Here is an 18594-nt window from a genome sequence, read left to right on the forward strand (position 1 = left end):
AGTGAGCCCACACCCCATGCTATTCGCTGGAGTGTGGGTATTCCTTTATTGATGAGTTGACGCGATCTCAGTTCTCAGAGCGTCGAGCAGAACTTTGCCGCGATCTCCGGCTGCTTCCACATACGCGCTTTCAGTTGCTTCGCTGCGGGCCCGGAAAACATCACGCTCTTCTTCTGACAGAACAACGAGATTGATATCCGGCTTGCTGGACTTGATGATATCGAGGCGCTTCTGGTTGAAGTCTGTAACGACACCATCGATAAACCCGGACATGCTGGCCATGGTTTCCCGAACCAGTTTCTGCCGATCTGGTGAGAGTGTGTCAAACCAATCAGTGCCGGCAACAACTGTGGTGACCAGCTCCTGCTCACCTGCCCAGATGAGGTAATCGGTCACTTCATAGAACTTCATTTCCTCGATGGTTGGGACCGGGTTGACCTGTCCATCAACGGCACCGAGCTGCAATGCACCAAACACTTCGCCAAATGGCAGCGGTGTTGGGCTGGCGCCCATGTTTTTGTAGGTCTCCAGCAGGATTGGAGAGACCATCACACGCATCTTGAAATTGGAGAAATCATCCGGGTTTCTGATTTCCTTGTTCGTCGTCCAGACCTGCGGCCCTTCGGAGTACATGGTCAACACTTCCAGACCACGTTTGCGGAAATCATCGTTCAGATCATCATAAATGGTCTTGGAGTTGTTCAGAATGTCAGAGACTGCCTTGGCATCAGAGGGGAACAGATAAGGCAGCAGGAAAATCTGACTTTCCGGGACGATGGTGCCCAGATTACCGATAGAGACGTTGGTGAACTGGATCAGCCCGTCCGTTGCCTGTTCAACCGTGTCCGTTGGCGTGCCAAGTGTGCCCATCGGGAAGATTGTGATGGTCACATCCCCGTTGGTCTTGGCTTCAATGCGTTTTTTGAACTCCTGCGCGTAGGCATCCATGATGGAACCTGGAATTTCCTCAATAGCGAACTTCCAGTCTTCCGCATGGGCGCTGAGCGGTGCAGCACTCAGAACCATTGCAGCAGTCATTGCTTTTAGCGACTTAAGAATTGAGCTCATTTGATCCTCCCACAGAACTCGCTCTTCCTTCCTCGCCACCAGCACACTCGATGTTGAACTGAGAAAAAATATCAAATAAGTTATGTTTACATGAAATATATCAATGTAATTAAATTATCTGAGAACAGAAAGAACATTAGATGAAACTTCTCAGAAACAATCTCCTGGAAGCATTTTGTGCTGTTGTGGAATGTGGTGGTTTTTCAGAGGCTCAGTTCCGGCTGGGGATCTCTCAATCCGCCATCAGTTGCCGGATCCGAGATCTGGAAATTGCGCTGGGATATCGCGTGTGTGAGCGCGGGCGCAGTGGTTTTCAACTGACCGAGCGCGGCAAGATCGCCTATGAAAAAGCCTGCGAGATCATCCGGATGGTTGAGGACTTTGATGCGGAGCTTCTGGAGCTGCGCGGCACCATCACCGGACAGTTGCGCATTGGCATCGTGGATACGGTGATCAGCTTGCCGGGCTTTCCGCTTGTGCCTGCATTGCAGCGGTTCTTTTCAAAAGAAAACGACGTCAATCTGGAGATCGTTGTTGCCTCTCCCAATGATCTGAAAGAAGGCCTGATCACCGGTAGCCTGCATATTGCGTTGGCGCCCTTTAAACGAAAGCGGGATGAGCTGGAGTACATCAAGGTCTGCAGCGAGAACCACTTTCTTTATTGTGGTCGCGAGCATGAGCTGTTTGACGCGGGCAAGGATGAGATCTCACCGGAGATCCTGAGCAATCACGCCGTGTGCCAGCGCTCCTATGATATGATTGTTGCGCGTGATGCCAAAACACCTGAGCCAAAGGCAATAGTGACCAACATGGAAGCTGCCGCTGCGCTTATCTTGAGCGGGAAGTTTCTGGGCGTTCTACCGGACCATTATGCAACACAGTGGGTTGAAACCGGCAATATGCGCTTGCTGGAGCACCCTAACTTGACGTGGACCTCAGAATTCTATGTGGCCTCTCGCAAATCCCAGTCTCACAGACAGGCGGTGGAATGGTTCATCAAGGCCTTGCTGCAGGAAGGGGTGATTTAGACACTTGAGAGGAGGATGCTGGTTTCGCTGTTCATGACGCCTTCAATCAGGCGCACCTCACGCAGCACACGGTCGAACTCTGAGAGGTTTTCGACACGTATGTCTGTAACCAGATCCCACTTTCCACTTGTGGTGTGCAGCACCTGAAGCTCTGGCAAACCGCGAAGCTTTTGAATAACTTGTGAGGTGTTGCGCCCCATCACCTCGATCATCATGACCGCTCTGATTTCGCCGCTGTCATAATCTTCGCGCACTCGGGCGGTAAACCCAAGAAGTGCCCCCGTCTCCAGAAGGCGATCCATACGTGCCTGCACGGTCGCCCTTGAGACTCCCATAATCTGAGAGAGTTTTGATACCGGAGCACGCCCGTCCTGTCGCAACAGGCCGATCAGTTGCCTGTCAAGGTCGTCATATATGTGTTTCGCAATCTGGTTTTGCTTCATGCCCCGCCTCAACCCATGGGTTTAACAATAATATAAAAATCACATACCAATCTGTCAAAAACTATCTTGCATACTTAGCAAGATTGATATGTTTTTTGCAATTTGTACAGTTGATACTAGGGAAACTGTAATTACTTGAGGAAAGCTCATGTCAGCCCCTGCCCCGTCAGAACGTGCATTCGTTCCATTCGTCAGCGTCGACAACATGATGAAACTGGTTCACCGCATTGGCGTTGAAACCATGCTCTCCGGCATTGCCGAGTATGTGGAAGAGGACTTCCGTCGCTGGGAGCTGTTTGACAAGACCCCTCGCGTGGCCTCCCACTCCAAGGAAGGCGTTATTGAACTGATGCCGACCTCTGATGGCGTGACCTACGGCTTCAAGTATGTGAACGGCCACCCAAAGAACACCAAGGAAGGTCTGCAGACTGTGACTGCCTTTGGTCTTCTGGCTGATGTTTACACCGGCTACCCGGTGTTGCTGACTGAGATGACTGTGCTGACCGCGCTACGCACTGCGGCGACTTCTGCCGTTGTGGCCAAGCATCTGGCTCCAAAGGATGCCCACACCATGGCCATGATCGGCAACGGGGCTCAGTCCGAGTTCCAGGCGCTGGCTATGAAGGAAATCTGCGACATCAAAACCTTGCGCCTTTACGACATTGATCCAAAGGCGACAGAAAAGCTGATGCGTAATCTGGAAGGTCGTGGTTTGACCTTGCAGCCATGTAAGAGCCCGGAAGAAGCTGCTCTTGGCGCGCAGATCATCACCACTTGTACGGCTGACAAGCAGAACGCGACCGTTCTTTCCGACAACATGGTCGGTACCGGTGTGCACATCAACGCGATTGGTGGCGACTGCCCAGGCAAAACCGAGCTTGCCAGCGGCATCCTCTCTCGCTCTGACGTGTTTGTTGAGTACCCACCACAGACCCGCGTTGAAGGTGAAATTCAGCAGATGCCTGAAGACTTCCCGGTTACTGAAATGTGGAAGGTCATCACCGGACAGGCAGAAGGCCGCACCAGCGACCGTCAGATTACTTTGTTCGATGGTGTTGGCTTTGCAACAGAGGACTTCTCCGCACTGCGTTATGTTCGCGATCAGCTGGAAGGCACTGGCCTCTATCATGATCTGGACATGCTGGCAGACCCGGATGATCCCCGCGACCTCTTTGGAATGGTGATGCGCGCCAATCCTGAAGGTGGAGAGACTGCATGAACCGGACCTCAGTTCAGGCCCCTGGTGCCGTTGTGATGGTTCGGCCCCATCACTTCTCAGTCAACGCTGAAACTGCTGTAGACAATGCCTTTCAGGCTGAGATCACGACAGATGCGGATCATGCCAAGCAGGCTTACGATGAGCACTCTGACATGATTGCGCAGTTGGAAGCTCATGGGGTTCGGGTGCATGTGTTTGAGGGCGACAATCCGGGGCTCCCGGATTGCGTTTTCCCGAACAACTGGTTTTCTACCCACGCGGGCGGTCATGTGGCCATCTTCCCGATGAAGGCAGAAAACCGCCGTTTGGAGCGTCGGCAGGATATTCTTGAGATGCTCAAGAGCAACTACCGCGTTCAGGATGTGATTGATTACTCCGGCCTTGAGCAGGATGGTCTTTATCTGGAAGGTACCGGTGCCATGGTGCTCGATCATATCGACCGTGTGGCCTATGCGGTTGCAAGTGACCGGACCAACCCGATTGCACTGGAGCGCTTTTGTACGCACTTCAACTTCGAGCCAATGGTGTTCGCGGCGGAAGACGACAAAGGCACCTCCATCTACCACACCAATGTTTTGATGTGCGTTGGAACCAACTTTGCGCTGATCGGCACCGAGATGATCACGGACACTGCACGGCGTGCCGAAGTGGTCTCTCGTCTACAATCGACTGGACGGGACGTGATTGAGCTGAGCAATGCGCAGGTGTCCTCCTTTGCCGGCAATGCAATCGAGCTGATGGGCAAGGACGGTCCATTGCTTGCGCTTTCGCAGACAGCTTATGATGTACTGATGGAAGAACAACGAGAGCGGATCTCAGCTTCTGCGACATTGCTGCCGCTAGCTATTCCAACATTGGAACTGGCTGGAGGTTCCGTGCGGTGCACCATTGCGGGACTGCACTTGTCACCGCGCCACTGATATGAATTTTCATGCCCGCCGCGCTCAATCTCGGCGGACATGAGTTTTAATGATCAATCATTTAGCCCAAGCAGCTGGTCGATCAATGTGGTGAACATTGTTGTTCCGATTGGGATCAGCTCATCCGGGAAGTCATAGTCCGGATTATGCAGCTGAGGTTGGTTTTCGCCTGAACCTAAAAAGAACATGGCTGATTTGGCTCCATCCAATCCGAACCGACCAAAATCTTCTGACCATCGCATTGGATAGTCCAGTTCCTTCAGTGCTGCACCATTGTACTTAGCCGCTTTGATGATGTGATCCCGGCTCTCCAGATGGTTGACGCAAGCCAGGAAGATATCGTGCCAGGAAATGGAGACTTCCAGATCTTTCGTTGCATTGGCAACAGCTTGTTCTGCCCGCGCGACCATATCATCCATTAAAGCATCACTGATGGAGCGCAGCGTGACGCGCAGCTCGCCAAAGCCCGGCGCAATGCCAAACGTCGGCTCTCCCAAACGGGCATGGGTTAAGGTGCTGAGCGCAAACTGATCATTCATCTCTCCGCCAGCACCCAGTTCAGCCAACTCTCCCATGAGTGTTGCCATTGCAGTAACTGGAGACAGGCCATCTTCCGGAGCTGCCGCGTGAGAACTCTTGCCACGCAGATTGATTTGCATGCCGCGAGATGCACAGTTGGCATATTCACGGCATATGCTCACCTCGCCCATCGGGCGGCCCGGCAGGTTATGTAATGAGAATGCAAAATCGGGGCGAAACTCTGCGAACTTTGGATCCGCAATGACGGCTGGCGCACCTGCCCCGGTTTCTTCCGCAGGCTGGAACATGAGCAGTACACGGCCCTTGTGCGGCGGATGTTTTGCCAGCATATGCGCGACGCCCAGTACCATCACCATATGCCCATCATGACCGCATAGATGCCCCCTACCCGGAACTTGCGAGCGATAGGGAACCTCAGAGATTTCCTCAATCGGCAGACCATCCAGCTCACACCGGATCATCACCGTTGGCCCGTCTGTAGCCCCTTGATATTCGGCAATGACACCAAAGCCGCCAATCCCACTCACAACACGGTCCGCACCAATCTGCTTCAGTTGCTCCACCACAAACCGCGCCGTCTGCTCTTCTTCCCCAGAGGCTTCCGGCGACATATGCAGCGTATGGCGAACTTTGATAAGTTCCTCCAGCTGATCCTCCGTCAGAGCCTTAACAGCCGCATCCAGCATAAAAACATCCTCCCCAAACCCGAGCATCAGCTCAAAGTGTTTTGAGGAAATCTATATCACCTCACCTGCGAAGCAATAGATTTTGCAGGTTGGGGCCGGGTTATTTGCTGGTTTCGGAGCCGTCCTTAAAACTGTGTCATTTTATAAGGCACCCAGTAGTCCGCGAGTTCACTTGTATAGAGCCAATAAAACTGCGTGAGGAACAAATAGGCGCACAGCAGTGATGTCGCGATAAAGCGAAGTGCATATCCGTGGAGCAGAGATACGAGGAGTGGGAAGAACAGAATTTGAACCGGGAGGAAGTACTTACCAATGCGATCAATGATGACGGCAGAGGGGAGCAGTGGCAGCACCAAAAGTGATATCACAGCAGCCCATGCCATGGCGCGCATCACTTTATCCAGTTTTTCGGGAAGATTTGCGTACTTTCCATAGATCAGGAAACCTACCGCCGGCAGAGCATTCAGAAGCAGCCGGATCAACGCCCCTCTAGAGCCTGCTGAAGTTTCGACATAGCGCAGGAAATAGACCCCTATCTGATCTGCCAGCAGGAACTTCATGAGGATAGCGCTGATGCCAAGCACGGCTGGATAAAGAAGTAACCGATTTTTTTGGACAAGAAACAATCCAAAAACGAGACACATGATGCCAGTGCGATGGAACAGAGCGCCTAACACGATGCAACCCATAAACGCCCAAACCCGGTCACGAGCCAGAAGAGCAAGACCAATCAAGATGAAGCCGAGCGTCGTCGTTTGCCGAATGTGATCCATGGCCATAATCGTTACGATATGAGGCATCGCAATGGCCATGGCCAGCCAGGGATAGGGTGTTAGCGCAGCGAACATCATCAACCCGACAACAAGGACGACCGCGCAAAAGAAAAAGACCGCTGAGATGCCAAAGCCTAATTGAAAGGCAAGCCAGTTTATAAAACTGTAGCCAACATCAGTGAAGTCCATCGCTTCGACAAAAGGCAGCTCGGTTATCAGCTTGAAGATGTAGTTGTACTGGATCCAGTCTTTTCCAACTTCAAAACGAAAACCGATGAAGGCACTTAGTGCGATGGCAAAGGATGCAAGCACAGTCCAGCTCAGGACAGACGTACGCCTGTCAAGAACTGAGAGAATGCTGCCAGAGTAAACAACCCCACTGATGATGACATACGGCCACATAGGTACTAGGCCCTTAGCTCAAATGATCCTGTATGCATGTCTCCAGTTTGGCTCGCTTTCACGAACTGCTGGCCCATTTGCAGATCACCCTCTGCCGGACAGAACCGCCCTGCTCCATTTTCAGGAAAGAACGTCATTTCACCTAGTTTGAGACCTGATGGAATGAAGTAAAAATCAACACGGACAAATCCGAAACCTTTTGACAGCTGGCGAGCAGTTGCCAGCGCTTCATCTAACAAAGCAGGTCTCGGCATTGGAGCTGGATCACGTTCGTAAATGGTTGAGTATGGAAGCAGCTTCCAATTGGCATCATAGAGCTGACGGGTATGACGCGTGTGACGGCCATGATCGACCTGGATCACGAATGGTTCCCCATCAGCGCAGAAGAACTTATAGTCTTTGGGGAGACCACCTGTCTCATCACGCAGTACAGGCTCTACAATAATGCGTTTGCGCAATCCTTTGTAGTTCGGCTCGCGGCTTCGCTTGTAGTAATCTTCGGTGAACCACGTGCGAAAGACTTCCATATCTTCCATGGAGAACGCTCTGCCATTTTGAGCAGTCCGGATCACTGCTTTACCGCTTCCATGAGTGGACTTGGCAATCAGTTCTCCTGCAAAGTGGAATGCGTCTATTTCCCACGTATTTTCGAAGACACCCAGAGTTGGAACAATCAAATGCTCCATACCGATTTCAGCCAGCCAGTTTTTTACTTCGGCTTTATCGGTTACCCGACTTGCCAATGACAGATCACCTTTGAACGCCCATTTCTGTGCAAGGATGTGCTCGTTGAAGCTGCGCGGATTACGTGGATTTGGAAAATATCCCAAACGCTTGCGTGCATTTAGAATTGACAGAGCGTTGTCCCAGAAATGTCCGGTTGGGAGGAAGTTTTGTAACTTCATGATTTTTGCTCCTGAAGGCGTGGTGAAAGTGTAAGAAAGGATAGTTGCCAGACATCACAGGCTAACCAACGGAGCCCGAGGGACCACGTGACGATGGCAGTTGATGTGGCGATTGCAGCACCGTTGATGCCCAGGTACGGGATCAGTGAAGCATTTGCGATAACTGATAGGACACCGGCAGCAAAGAAGATCCAAGCCGTTCGTTTCTGATGCCCCTGCATGTAAAGCGCCTGCATGGTTGCACCATTTACAGCGACGGCAAGATTAGCGGTGCATAGGACGAGCATGACCGGGTAGGCTTCCAGATACTCAGGGCCTGCCAATAACCTGATGACCTCATCCCCCCATAGCGCCAGCGTGATCAATGCAAGTCCACCAAATGCGACTGAGAACAACACGCTTTTGCGCAGATAACCTGAGATTTTGGATGATGCTGCAGCTTTATCTGCCGTTGCAAGATATGGCGCATACAGATGACCAATAGCCTGCATTCCAAATGTGACGAGCACTGAGGCTTGAGCTGCTATGCGGTAGATACCGGCTTCTTTTTCGCCAGCAAGTGTTCCCAGAAGGATGGTGTCTATTTGCCGGTTGAAGATCAAAAGTCCAGTCACAATGGCGAATGGCGCAACAAGGCTGAGCCATTCGGTGCCATTCATTGATGAACCATCGTGTTGAGAGAACAGGGTGCGAAGGTAAGGCCATGCGAGTGTGATGCTCAAAATAGTAATTGCTGCACCGGCTCCGATGTAAAGATATACAGCGTAGGCCCATCCCTCAGCGCGCATTTGCTCTGTTAAAAGAAACGCGACACCGAGCACCAAGAGCGGCACGAGAACAGTGCCGACAAGGATAGCCGCATTTGGGCGAAAACTGCCGCGTAAAACACCTTCCATCAGGCCTGTCACACATAGGAATGGCAGTACCAAAGAAAAAACCGCAACACTCGCAATAAACACATTCTCGCTATCGCTGATCATCATGACACCCCAAAGGGCCATGATGATTGCAGATGCGTAGATCAGTGATAGGCGTATGCCTGTCTTCAAAAGTGGCGAGGCTTGTTCTGCCCCATTCTCTTCCCGAGCGATCGCCACGTGTTTGGTGATCAATGTTGAAGCGCCATTCTTGATCGGAATCGCTAATAACATGATTGTTGCCAAACCAAAGGCGAACACGCCAAACTCTGTGGGCCCAAGAATACGCGCCAGATAGATCGTCATGGCCGCGCCTGCCAGTGCCTCAGTTCCTTTAAGAACGAGTACTTTAATGCCAGCAGCATGTCTGAGCAGACGCGAAATCATAGATGCATCCCTTTACGGCTTTTCTGATAGTTCATTGAAGCTTGCACGAAACTAGAAGTATCTCTCTGGAATGCGGATGCTGTCACCCGGACGCAGGTAAAGGCGGGCACCCGTTAGCTTTACAGGGACCTCGTAATTGCTTCCCACCGGACGGATGAAAATACTCGATGTATTTGCGCGATAGGAGTAGCCGCCAGCAACAGCAATTGCATCTTGCAGGGTTAGTCCGTTTTTGTAGGAGTATTCGCCCGGACGAGCCACCTCACCCTGAATAAAGAACGGACGGGAACTCAACACTTCCAAGCTCACGCGCGGCTCTTTGAGATACCCATCCTTAAGGGCAGCTACGATGCGACTCTCTAGCTCTTTCACGCTGCTGTTGTTGGCCGAAATGTCGCCGATGAGTGGCAGATCGAGTTTGCCCTGATCATCAACCACAAACTCACCTGACAGGTCGGGCTCTCCGAACACCATAACGCGGAGCTTGTCACTTGGGCCAAGGCGGTAAGCTTCAGGCTGAGAAAAGATACGGTCGGAAGTTATCTGGTTTTGCGCTTCCTGCTCTGCAAACTCACCTGAAGCGCAGCCCTGCAAGAGACCGAGGATAAAGAGACTTGTTAAGCCATTGAGCCATTTTTGCTTCACACTATTTCCCTTTTCTTTTGTCCCATCCTTCTTCACTGAAGTGATCATCGAACGTGCGATCAGCGCATTCTGTGAAGAGTAACTCTACGAGTTTTCTATGTGATCTGACCCTGTACAGTTCAGGCTGCCTTATGACGCTTGCTGCAGAACCGAGGTGTAGTGATTGATAACGATCCGCTCATCGAACGTTTGCTCAGCTTTTCTTCGTGAGGCCGTGCCCATTTCATTCACGGCGGCTTCACTCATCAGAAGAAATTGCCGCATGGCGGTTTCGACTGATTGGCCGCTTCTTGGCTTACAAAGAAAACCGTTTTGTCCCTCATCGACCACATCCTTACATCCCGGCATGGTTGTGGTGATGATCGGGCGTCCCATTGCAGCAGCTTCAAGCAATGACCTAGGAGTGCCTTCCCGATAATAGGAGGGCAGCACCACACAATCAGCGTCTGCCACAACAGGCCGCACATCTTTAACCGGCCCGCGATACTCAACTACGCCATCGGCTGTTAGCCTCTTTATGTCAGCTTCATCTAGTCCGCCTGCCTTTCCGGAACCTGACGGACCTAGCAGGACGAAACGTGCATCGGGAAAATTTGGAGCTAGCGCACGTGCAGCTTCAACAAACTCCAAGACCCCCTTTTCTTTCAACATTCTAGCGACAAGAGTGAACGTTCTTTGGCTGCCAGTGCCAGGCAATGCTGTGATCTGAAAGTTTGTGAGATCTACCCCAGAACCGGGTAACAGGCATGCTTGTTGTTTTGTAATGAGGCCGCTTCTCACGAAGTAAGCCAAGTCCTCAGGGTTTTGAAGAAAAACACGAGGGCAGCGCCGGAAGGCGGTTTTGTAAAGCGTCTTGATCAGACGCGCGAACAAGTCATCACGATCGAAAACACTACCCATTCCTGTAATATTGGGAATGAAGGGCACACCAAGCAAACGAGAAGACATTGCGCCATAGATGTTCGGCTTAATCGTGAAGCCAAGCGCAGCATCAGGCTTATGCTTTCTTGTAATTTCAAAAATCCGCAGCAACAACTTCAGCTCTGCAACAACAGAAGTCCCTGTGGCATCCATAGGAAGCTCAACATAGGTCACTCCCATTTTTTGAAATTCAGGCGTGTACTCATCCCGCGGAGTGGCAGCGATAAGCTCATGCCCTTCTCGCTGTAGTTGTTGAAGTAAAGAACGCCGGAAGTTGATTAGTTTAAAGCTACTATTAGCAACAAGAAGTATTCGCATGTGTCTTGGTCGATCAAGTAAACTAGATATGGTGATCGAACTCAATTGCTATAATACCGCACTCTCTCAAGCCAACGGCCTCTCTCACAGCAATGAGACATGATCCAAATGAGACTGGTGAACAGCCTCCGCTATTGTTGCCTTTAGTTTAAACTTTTACTCACTTACCCCAGTGATCATCTAACATTCAGAGCAACCTGAAGGGTAATATTTCGACACACACAAGCAAGTCAATCCAATAAAGCAAAAACAATAAGTATTATGAGGATTATTGGAATTGATATCTAACTTAATAAATTGCCATTACTATTTCATTATAATTATATTCAATTACACGTCGATAAATACAATCAATCATACCATATTAAGTTAACTACATATAACTATACACCAATCAAAACTTCAATTGCGTAGTCCTCCCCTCTGAAATCAAATTGAGAAATCAAATTTGTCAAAGCTATTATTGGCAGAAATCAGCCAATAATAGATATCAAGAATTTTAGTGAATTTTGATGAAACACTACGCCCTTTCATTAAAGTATATATTAGTTAAAATATTCATATAATCCTAAATTAAGATAGTTAAACTATTATATGTAGTTTTATAAATTAAGTTGTGTGACTATCTATATTTATTTCATTGACTTTATTACTTGGAATCAAATACCTAGCCCAACTGAAATCAGATTGGCATTGGTGAGATTTCTATGAAAAATCTAATCAATACAACTGCCATATAGGATTTCTGTTGCGTTAGTTCGCAACCTGTTCGTGAGATGGCTCTTCTGAGGGTGTTAGGGGCTTGCTCAAATTGAGACCATGACGGAGCGAAGTAATTCGCGCCGTGAGTGACAGTAGTTGAAATGCACCATGATTAGAATATTCGATATAGTCTTTAGTTTTGCTGTCTTGCTGCTTGTATCACCTCTGATGATTATCGCAGCTATTTTGGTGCGCACAAGACTAGGAAGCCCCATTATCTTCAAGCAAGACCGTGCTGGGCTGAACGGCGACGTGTTCCAGATCTACAAGTTTCGCAGCATGTCCGATGCGCGCGATGCACATGGAAATCTTCTGCCAGACGATCAACGTCTCACAACATTTGGACGCATTTTGCGTGCGACAAGTGTCGATGAGTTGCCAGGTTTCCTGAATGTTCTCAAAGGTGAGATGTCTGTTGTTGGTCCCCGCCCACAGCATGCTGGTTTTCTGAAGCATTATTCCAAGCGTCAGATGATGCGTCATTTTGTGAAGCCAGGCATCACCGGCTGGGCTCAAGTGAATGGACGTAACAGCATCGACTGGGATTCTCGCTTTGAACTGGATGTCTGGTACGTGGAGAACAAGAGCTTCTGGCTCGATATGAAAATCATCTTCATGACTATGGTCATCGTTTTAAAGCGCGAAGGCATCAGCGCAGCGGGGCACGCAACCATGCCAGAGTTTCGGGGAAGCCAACTCTCAGTGCAGCAAAAGGACTAGGCTTCAACGTATGAGCTGAAGCTGAGAGCTGCTTGAAAACCGAGAGATGCTGCCACTGCACTTTTGTGTAGATGGCAGCAAACCATTTTCGAAGTTCTCAAGCCCCTCAGCACATCTCTTGCATGAAATTTCCTGAGCACGACAGTCAAGACTGCGTTCCTCCCTTTTGACACAGAGTTTGAAACAGTCACGGAAAATGAGTTTCTCCCAATGCGCAGCTTAAAGTTCATTTTGGCAACTTGCATGGCCGGTTCTGCTTTCGAGGCGGCAACCGCTTCGGATCTTTCGGAGGCTTTGCTGCAAAACGCCGGAGGATACGGCCTAAAGTCTCATCCAGAATACAACGCCAAGGGCATTCGGCACGCCAACTGGATTTTTATGCCCTCCCTCACCTCCGGCCTCTATTTTGACAGCAATCTCTATAAGACCAGAAGTTCTGCGGATAGCAGCATGGTTGGTCTATTTGCGCCCTCGCTCTCCATTAGCTCAGAGATTTCTCGTCATCGGTTTCGTGTAAACCTATCCGGTCAGAAAAAGCATGCTTTTTCAAAACCGAACGCCTCCACCTTGTCTGGCCGCGTCTCTACAGGTGCGAGATTGGAAGTTCTCAGAGACTTTACATTGGATCTGGGCGCTGGCATGGAAGCAAGACAGTATGAACTGGGCGAAGCCGATACGGCTTCGGATGCCAAACACGGCACTCGACGGGAAGCTTACTCTGCGACGGCTCGTATATCCAAAGTTTTCAATCGTCTAAGGTTCATCGGCGGAGGAACTGTTAGTCACTTTAACTATCATGACGTTGAAGCAAGAGACGGCAGCACCATCGATCAGGATACGCGCGATGGCACGCGATATAGTCTGATTGGCAAAGTGAACTACGCTCTCTCGCCTGGACTGAGTACCTTTGTGAGTGCGGAATACAACGCACGCAATTGGAAAGCTTCTGGGGAAGATAATCGAGATTCAAGCGGCTTTGAGGTTCTGGCAGGGCTGGAAGTTGATAAACGCGGCAACTTCCATGGTGCTGCAGGTATTGGGTATCTCCATCAAAATTATCAGCTGGGTAGCCGCGGAGATATCTCCACCTACTCCTTCAATGTAGACATGCAATGGATGCCCTCTCCGCTTTTGGTTGTAAAAGTCAAAGGGCGACAAGCCGTCGAAGAAAGCTCACTTGATGGACAGGTTAGCAAGCTCACTTCGAATGCCAGGCTGTCATTGGATTACGAACTTCGTCGCAACCTCATCCTTTCACCGCTTCTTTCCTTCAAACGCGAAGATTACGCCGGCTCAGATCGCCGCGATAACACCTTCCGTGCGCGACTGGAAGCAAAACATCTTATCAATCGCAACCTGAAATTCGGTGCCTACTATGACTTTGAAACACGCAAGTCATCTGAAGCTGACAACAGCTACGACCGGCATCTGATAGGGATAACCGCAAAAGTAGAGTATTGAGAGTCATGCAGAACTCCCTGGCATCGAATGCCCCGACAGAAGATATTATCAATCTTCGCCTGGCCTTTCAGTATGTACGCAAGTATTGGTCACTGATCCTTGGTGTTACCGGTTTTGTGACGGTGCTCGGCCTCACCTTTGCGTTTCTTGCAGCGCCTAAATATACGGCTGTGACCTCCGTTTACATCGAAACGCGCGCATCTAATGTGGTTGACGTAAAAGCTGTTCTGAGCGGCTTTGGCTCTGATAACAAGTTGCTGCAAAGCCAGATCGAGATTATCGGATCGAATGCAGTTGCCAAACGTGTGATTGCAGAAAACGATCTTGAAAACTCTCCAGCCTTTCAATCAAAGCCTTCTTTGTTGTCGGAAGTCTTTACGAAAGTGACAGGTGAGCCGCCAGCTACGGTCAGTCTTGAGCAGCGAGTGCTTGATGGGCTTCACGTGACTTTGAACCGTAATACGACCGTGGTTGATCTTTCCTACCGGGCGCATTCTCCTGAGATGGCTGCCCAGCTTGCTAACGCGTTTGCTGAGGCTTATCTAGCGGATCGTCTTGCCACCAAATACGATGCCATTCGTCAGGCCAGTGAATGGCTTAGCATTCGTTTGTCCGAGCTGGGTGTAAAGGTTCGCAGCTCTGAGCAGGCTGTTGAACAGTTCAGAAACGAGTTCAACCTTCAGGTAGCTGGTGGCGGCACTATCAACGAAAAGCAGATCGCGGCATTGAACCAGCAACTCGTCTTTGCCCGAACAAAAACTGCTGAAGCTCAGGCGCGAGTTGATCAGATTGATAAAGTGTTGGTGCGTGGCGGTTCTACCTCTTCCTTTGCCGATGCTGCTCAGTCCGCCGTTATTACGCAACTACGCGCAAAAGCTTCTGAAGTTGAACGGAAGGAAGCCGCGCTCACGGTGAAATACAGCCATAAGCATCCATCTGTAGTCAGCGTCCGCTCACAGCTAAAAGACCTTAGGGATCAGATCGAGAAAGAGCTCCAGCGTATCGTTGATACGGCGCAGAATGAGCTGGCTGTTGCTAAACGACGTGAAGCTTCCATTTCCGACAGTCTTGAGCAACTGCGTGATGTCACCAACTCAGAAAACCATGCTCAGGTTTACCTGCGTGAGTTGATCCGTGAAGCCCATGCCAACAGAACGCTCTATGAATCCTTCCTTGCACGCCTGAAGGAAACCCAAGAGTTCGAGAAAATGAACTCTGTCAGCAGCCGCGTGCTCAGCCCGGCTGAGGTTCCAAGTATTGCAAGCTTCCCGAACAAGAAGCTTTTCCTGCTGGTCTCTGCCGTTGTAGGCCTCATTCTGGGAACCGCTCTTGCCCTTCTAATCGAGCAGTTTGACAACACACTGAAATCTAAAAGAGATGTCGAACGTCGTCTCGGCCTTCCTCTCTACTCTCAGGTACCGCTGATTGATGGTTATGCGTCGACTTCAACACTCAGATCTTTCTTCGGCTTGTTGTTTGGCAAAGGTTTGGTGAGATCAAAAACTGCCGGCAGTGATGACGCCACGCGGTCTGAGGTTGCGCAATTTGCATCTGAAAATCCTTTGAGCCACTACGCTGAGTCAATTCGCGCTCTGCGATCCTCCGTAAAGTTTGCGAGGATGGACGAGCCTATTAAGACACTGCTAATCACCTCAGCGATCCCGGGTGAAGGAAAGTCTACGATCTCTCGCAATCTGGCTCACTACGCGGCCAAAGCTGGAGAACGAGTGCTGTTTATTGATGCAGATATGCGCAGACAGCTGACCTCCGAAACTCAGGGAGATTCAAGCGAGAAGAATCTGGCTGATGTGCTGACAGGCAAAGTAACTATTGCAGATGCCGTCAAGCACGAAGAAGGGTCAAACTTCTACGCTCTTCCTGCTCCAAATCATCGTGAACTTTGGGAAACTGCCGAGCTTCTGTCCTCTCAAGCGATGAAAACGCTTTTGGAAGGTGCTCGTAAGAGTTTTGATCTCATTGTGATTGATAGCCCACCCGTCATTCCCCTCATTGATAGCCGCGTACTGTCTCATGTAGTTGACGGCACTGTTCTGGTTGCTTCGTGGAACCATACGGATGGTGGGCTTGTTGAGCAGGCGAAGGAGTTGCTTGATCAGACACCGGGTAAGACGCTTGGTGTGGTGTTGAACAACTTTGACGTCAGCAAAGCACGGCTCAACAAGCATCAAGCATCCTATGGGTATGGCTATTATAAGTGATAGTTCCGTAAGCTTTAAATTTTGAAGGACGCCTCCACGATCTTCCTGAGAATGATCATGGAGGCGTTTTCTTTTTTGGAGCATCGTTTTATCAATGCGTTACTCAGCAAACCTGAGCACCTGTGCGATGTTGCACATTGCATCAGCCGTTGATCGTAGGGTAGGAAGCGGCATGCTCGGCTCTTATGATCAGGAAACGCACCTTGTCTGAACAAATCGAAATCGCTGCCAGGACGCTGGCTGATCTTTTTGATACTTCCAGCCCACTTTTGCCGACGGCAAGTGGGTCTCCCAAAGCGTTTGCGAATGGGTTGGATGATGCGCGGAAGCTTATTGAAGAGCGCTTTAATGCGCTGAGTGAGCTGACTGTCTTGCTGAACGGTGAGAGCGAGAAAAGCGATGCGGTGCAAGGTGCTGCGATTGATTTGTTCCAGTGCTCAGGTTTCTTTTATCTTGCGTTGATGCAGTACTCTGAAAACCTGCCGAACTCACTGTTGATGGCGGGATATGATATCTCTGTGGGGCGCATGCCTCCGGTGGTTTCCAAAGCCCTGAAGCGTGTTTCATTTGCCATGAAGAGCGCTATTGCTGAGGACATCACCTTCATGTGCCCTCACCTTTCCAACATGACTGATCAGGAAGAGTTTGAAGGTCGCGCGCAGGTTATCCTGGATAAGGTTCTGGCCCAGGCGATTGCCCGGACTGAACATGCTGTTTCAGCTTTGCAGGAAAATGAGAAACTTGATGGCTACGAGCTTACTGCAGAAGACCAAGCACTGCGCGCACGCTGCGAGAAGATTGTGGAGCTGCTTGCAAAGTTGAGCCAACACTCTGCAAATCCACGTGATCTAGCCGTGCGCATCAATGCGTTCAAGGATTACCTCAGCTAAGTCAATTAGCTAGTGATGGGTGTCGTGGTGTGCTGCAGAGCGGCCTCGACCGCCCAAAGGCGATCTTGCCCCCAGATTGCGGTGGTGCCGACACGATAGCTCGGCACGCCCCAGAGACCGAGAGCTGTCAGATCTTCCCGGTTCTTTTCTATCTGCACACGCCAGTCATCGTTGTCGACAATGGTTCGAGCTTTGCTCCAATCCAGTCCAGCTGCTTCAATAATCTTCGCCAGTCCGTTGTCTGTGCCTGCATCAACTCCTTTGGACCAAACACTTGTCATGAAGGCACTGCAATATTTTCTGAGGCATCCCTCTTCTTCCGCATACTGCAGCAGAGAGTAGCCACGTTCGATCGGGCGTCCTAACGGATCGCAAATTCGACCGAACGGGATGCCGTGATAGCGGGCTTCACGAGCAGCATCCATGAGAATGTACTTTCGCTTGGCCGGTGGTACTGGCAGGCCGCGCATGACCATGGGCAGTACGGGGCGGATGTTGAGTTTGACGCCCAACCGATCGCTGAGTTCGCATGTTCTGTTGAAGGCAAGATATGAATATGGGCTTCGGAAGGATAAGAAGAGATCGATTTCATTGCAGGAAACCCTGGCATCGCTCACACCTTGATCCAGTCCGTCTCTCCGATCGCTAGAAGGCGCTGGTCCTAAGCTGAGTTGATGCAGGCGATCTTCCAGATAATGGAGCCGATCAACGCCCCAGTACCATTCTCCTCCATAGTAGAATGTGGCGCCGAGGTAGTGGCCAAGGTTATCAAGCAAGGCGTCTCCCTGCGCCTTTGCAGCTTCTACATTCACTTCAGAGACCGGTGCAATTTCGTTGTTTGACCACAACGCATTACTGATCTCCTGCAGCTTCGCAATATCCATACCCGCCTTAAGGTGAGCTGCCATAGCATCTTCAGCTTGGGCCACACGTTTAGCACAGGGCTTTTGCTGAGAGGCTCCAGATAATCCCAGATGCGCTGCGAGCTGGTTAGCATCCTTGAGCGCATATGCATCCAAGCCTGCCCGATCTGGTGTTGCCCAAGCAGGAGGGCCTGAGATGAGGTGGAACGTCAGCTTGACCGCATAATTCTGTTGGAGCCCTGATAGCTTTTGAAGGGTCAAATGTGAGTATGGGTCAGAGACATGATGGAAGTAATGAACCTCATGAGGACGGCCCAGCCGTTTTCGCTGCTTCTCAAAAGCCTCACGTTTTCTACGTAATTTGGTTTCACTTGTAATGTATTCCGCAATTCTGGATTTAATCGCTGAGCGAAATGACATGCAGATTACTCCCCACGCTTACAGGCTAGCTCTACAGGTTTTTCCAGCTTATCTGCCCGTTGAAGCCACGCGCAAGTGAAACATCGT

At 50.4% G+C, this 18594-nt stretch carries 16 protein-coding genes; 7 read left to right on the forward strand and 9 right to left on the reverse strand.

Features of this window, described 5'->3' with window-relative positions; translation table 11 throughout:
* Positions 1-45 precede the first annotated feature (45 nt).
* On the reverse strand, positions 46-1068 hold the full coding sequence (gene dctP, locus PJE062_RS03550) for a TRAP transporter substrate-binding protein DctP (RefSeq protein ID WP_008547057.1): 1023 nt from the start codon (positions 1066-1068) through the stop codon (positions 46-48).
* A 140-nt stretch (positions 1069-1208) separates the two neighbouring features.
* Between dctP and PJE062_RS03555 the strand changes: the two genes are divergently transcribed.
* Positions 1209-2096 (forward strand): LysR family transcriptional regulator, encoded by an 888-nt coding sequence (locus PJE062_RS03555; protein WP_008547001.1) that lies wholly within the window; start codon positions 1209-1211, stop codon positions 2094-2096.
* Here PJE062_RS03555 and PJE062_RS03560 read toward each other — a convergent pair.
* Entirely contained in the window at positions 2093-2539 is a 447-nt protein-coding gene (locus PJE062_RS03560; protein ID WP_075697437.1) for an Lrp/AsnC family transcriptional regulator, read from the reverse strand. The genes PJE062_RS03555 and PJE062_RS03560 overlap by 4 nt on opposite strands.
* Positions 2540-2687: 148 nt before the next feature.
* On the opposite strand from PJE062_RS03560, the gene PJE062_RS03565 reads away from it, so the two are divergent.
* Positions 2688-3758 carry an ornithine cyclodeaminase gene (locus PJE062_RS03565; RefSeq protein WP_008546896.1) on the forward strand — a complete coding sequence of 357 codons (1071 nt, stop codon included), beginning with the start codon at positions 2688-2690 and terminating at the stop codon, positions 3756-3758.
* On the forward strand, positions 3755-4678 hold the full coding sequence (gene ctlX / locus PJE062_RS03570) for a citrulline utilization hydrolase CtlX (protein WP_008546741.1): 924 nt from the start codon (positions 3755-3757) through the stop codon (positions 4676-4678). Before PJE062_RS03565 ends, ctlX begins: the two co-directional genes overlap by 4 nt.
* A 53-nt stretch (positions 4679-4731) precedes the next feature.
* Here ctlX and PJE062_RS03575 read toward each other — a convergent pair whose 3' ends face one another.
* The 6 genes from PJE062_RS03575 to PJE062_RS03600 all read right to left on the reverse strand — a co-directional run bounded on the left by PJE062_RS03575 (position 4732) and on the right by PJE062_RS03600 (position 11172).
* Positions 4732-5904 (reverse strand): amidohydrolase, encoded by a 1173-nt coding sequence (locus PJE062_RS03575; RefSeq protein WP_008546446.1) that lies wholly within the window; start codon positions 5902-5904, stop codon positions 4732-4734.
* Positions 5905-6029: 125 nt separating this feature from the next.
* The gene (locus PJE062_RS03580) at positions 6030-6989 is read right to left on the reverse strand and encodes an EpsG family protein (RefSeq protein ID WP_208982122.1); all 960 of its coding nucleotides are present in this window, start codon (positions 6987-6989) and stop codon (positions 6030-6032) included.
* A gap of 95 nt (positions 6990-7084) precedes the next feature.
* Entirely contained in the window at positions 7085-7984 is a 900-nt protein-coding gene (locus tag PJE062_RS03585) for an ATP-grasp fold amidoligase family protein (RefSeq protein ID WP_008547045.1), read from the reverse strand.
* Positions 7981-9288, reverse strand: a complete 1308-nt coding sequence (locus tag PJE062_RS03590) for an oligosaccharide flippase family protein (protein ID WP_008546377.1) — start codon at positions 9286-9288, stop codon at positions 7981-7983. The genes PJE062_RS03585 and PJE062_RS03590 overlap by 4 nt, the downstream gene beginning before the upstream one ends.
* A gap of 51 nt (positions 9289-9339) precedes the next feature.
* Positions 9340-9933: a polysaccharide biosynthesis/export family protein gene (locus PJE062_RS03595; protein WP_208982123.1), complete on the reverse strand. Its 594-nt coding sequence runs from the start codon at positions 9931-9933 to the stop codon at positions 9340-9342.
* A 129-nt stretch (positions 9934-10062) separates the two neighbouring features.
* Positions 10063-11172, reverse strand: coding sequence for a glycosyltransferase family 4 protein (locus PJE062_RS03600; protein WP_037035877.1), 1110 nt, complete (start codon positions 11170-11172; stop codon positions 10063-10065).
* Between the two features lie 870 nt (positions 11173-12042).
* Between PJE062_RS03600 and PJE062_RS03605 the strand changes: the two genes are divergently transcribed.
* The 4 genes from PJE062_RS03605 to PJE062_RS03620 all read left to right on the forward strand — a co-directional run bounded on the left by PJE062_RS03605 (position 12043) and on the right by PJE062_RS03620 (position 17224).
* Complete coding sequence (locus PJE062_RS03605) at positions 12043-12654, forward strand: sugar transferase (RefSeq protein ID WP_008546424.1); 612 nt, start codon at positions 12043-12045, stop codon at positions 12652-12654.
* A gap of 243 nt (positions 12655-12897) precedes the next feature.
* Positions 12898-14115, forward strand: coding sequence for an outer membrane beta-barrel protein (locus PJE062_RS03610; protein WP_208982124.1), 1218 nt, complete (start codon positions 12898-12900; stop codon positions 14113-14115).
* Positions 14116-14120: 5 nt separating this feature from the next.
* Entirely contained in the window at positions 14121-16334 is a 2214-nt protein-coding gene (locus PJE062_RS03615) for a polysaccharide biosynthesis tyrosine autokinase (RefSeq protein ID WP_008547288.1), read from the forward strand.
* A gap of 203 nt (positions 16335-16537) precedes the next feature.
* A complete protein-coding gene (locus tag PJE062_RS03620; RefSeq protein ID WP_157039035.1) occupies positions 16538-17224 on the forward strand; it encodes a hypothetical protein in 687 nt (228 codons plus the stop codon).
* A 5-nt stretch (positions 17225-17229) separates the two neighbouring features.
* On the opposite strand, the gene PJE062_RS03625 is transcribed toward PJE062_RS03620, so the two are convergent.
* Positions 17230-18507, reverse strand: a complete 1278-nt coding sequence (locus PJE062_RS03625; protein ID WP_008546287.1) for a DsbA family protein — start codon at positions 18505-18507, stop codon at positions 17230-17232.
* Between the last annotated feature and the right edge of the window lie 87 nt (positions 18508-18594).

Origin of the sequence: Pseudovibrio sp. JE062 (assembly GCF_000156235.1) — a bacterium.
Classification (GTDB): Bacteria; Pseudomonadota; Alphaproteobacteria; order Rhizobiales; family Stappiaceae; genus Pseudovibrio.

Coding starts and splice junctions, on each gene's coding strand:
- dctP (WP_008547057.1), bottom strand. CDS start 1,068: ATGAGCTCAATTCTTAAGTCGCTAAAAGCAATGACTGCTGCAATGGTT.
- PJE062_RS03555 (WP_008547001.1), top strand. CDS start 1,209: ATGAAACTTCTCAGAAACAATCTCCTGGAAGCATTTTGTGCTGTTGTG.
- PJE062_RS03560 (WP_075697437.1), bottom strand. CDS start 2,539: ATGAAGCAAAACCAGATTGCGAAACACATATATGACGACCTTGACAGG.
- PJE062_RS03565 (WP_008546896.1), top strand. CDS start 2,688: ATGTCAGCCCCTGCCCCGTCAGAACGTGCATTCGTTCCATTCGTCAGC.
- ctlX (WP_008546741.1), top strand. CDS start 3,755: ATGAACCGGACCTCAGTTCAGGCCCCTGGTGCCGTTGTGATGGTTCGG.
- PJE062_RS03575 (WP_008546446.1), bottom strand. CDS start 5,904: ATGCTGGATGCGGCTGTTAAGGCTCTGACGGAGGATCAGCTGGAGGAA.
- PJE062_RS03585 (WP_008547045.1), bottom strand. CDS start 7,984: ATGAAGTTACAAAACTTCCTCCCAACCGGACATTTCTGGGACAACGCT.
- PJE062_RS03590 (WP_008546377.1), bottom strand. CDS start 9,288: ATGATTTCGCGTCTGCTCAGACATGCTGCTGGCATTAAAGTACTCGTT.
- PJE062_RS03600 (WP_037035877.1), bottom strand. CDS start 11,172: ATGCGAATACTTCTTGTTGCTAATAGTAGCTTTAAACTAATCAACTTC.
- PJE062_RS03605 (WP_008546424.1), top strand. CDS start 12,043: ATGATTAGAATATTCGATATAGTCTTTAGTTTTGCTGTCTTGCTGCTT.
- PJE062_RS03610 (WP_208982124.1), top strand. CDS start 12,898: ATGGCCGGTTCTGCTTTCGAGGCGGCAACCGCTTCGGATCTTTCGGAG.
- PJE062_RS03615 (WP_008547288.1), top strand. CDS start 14,121: ATGCAGAACTCCCTGGCATCGAATGCCCCGACAGAAGATATTATCAAT.
- PJE062_RS03625 (WP_008546287.1), bottom strand. CDS start 18,507: ATGTCATTTCGCTCAGCGATTAAATCCAGAATTGCGGAATACATTACA.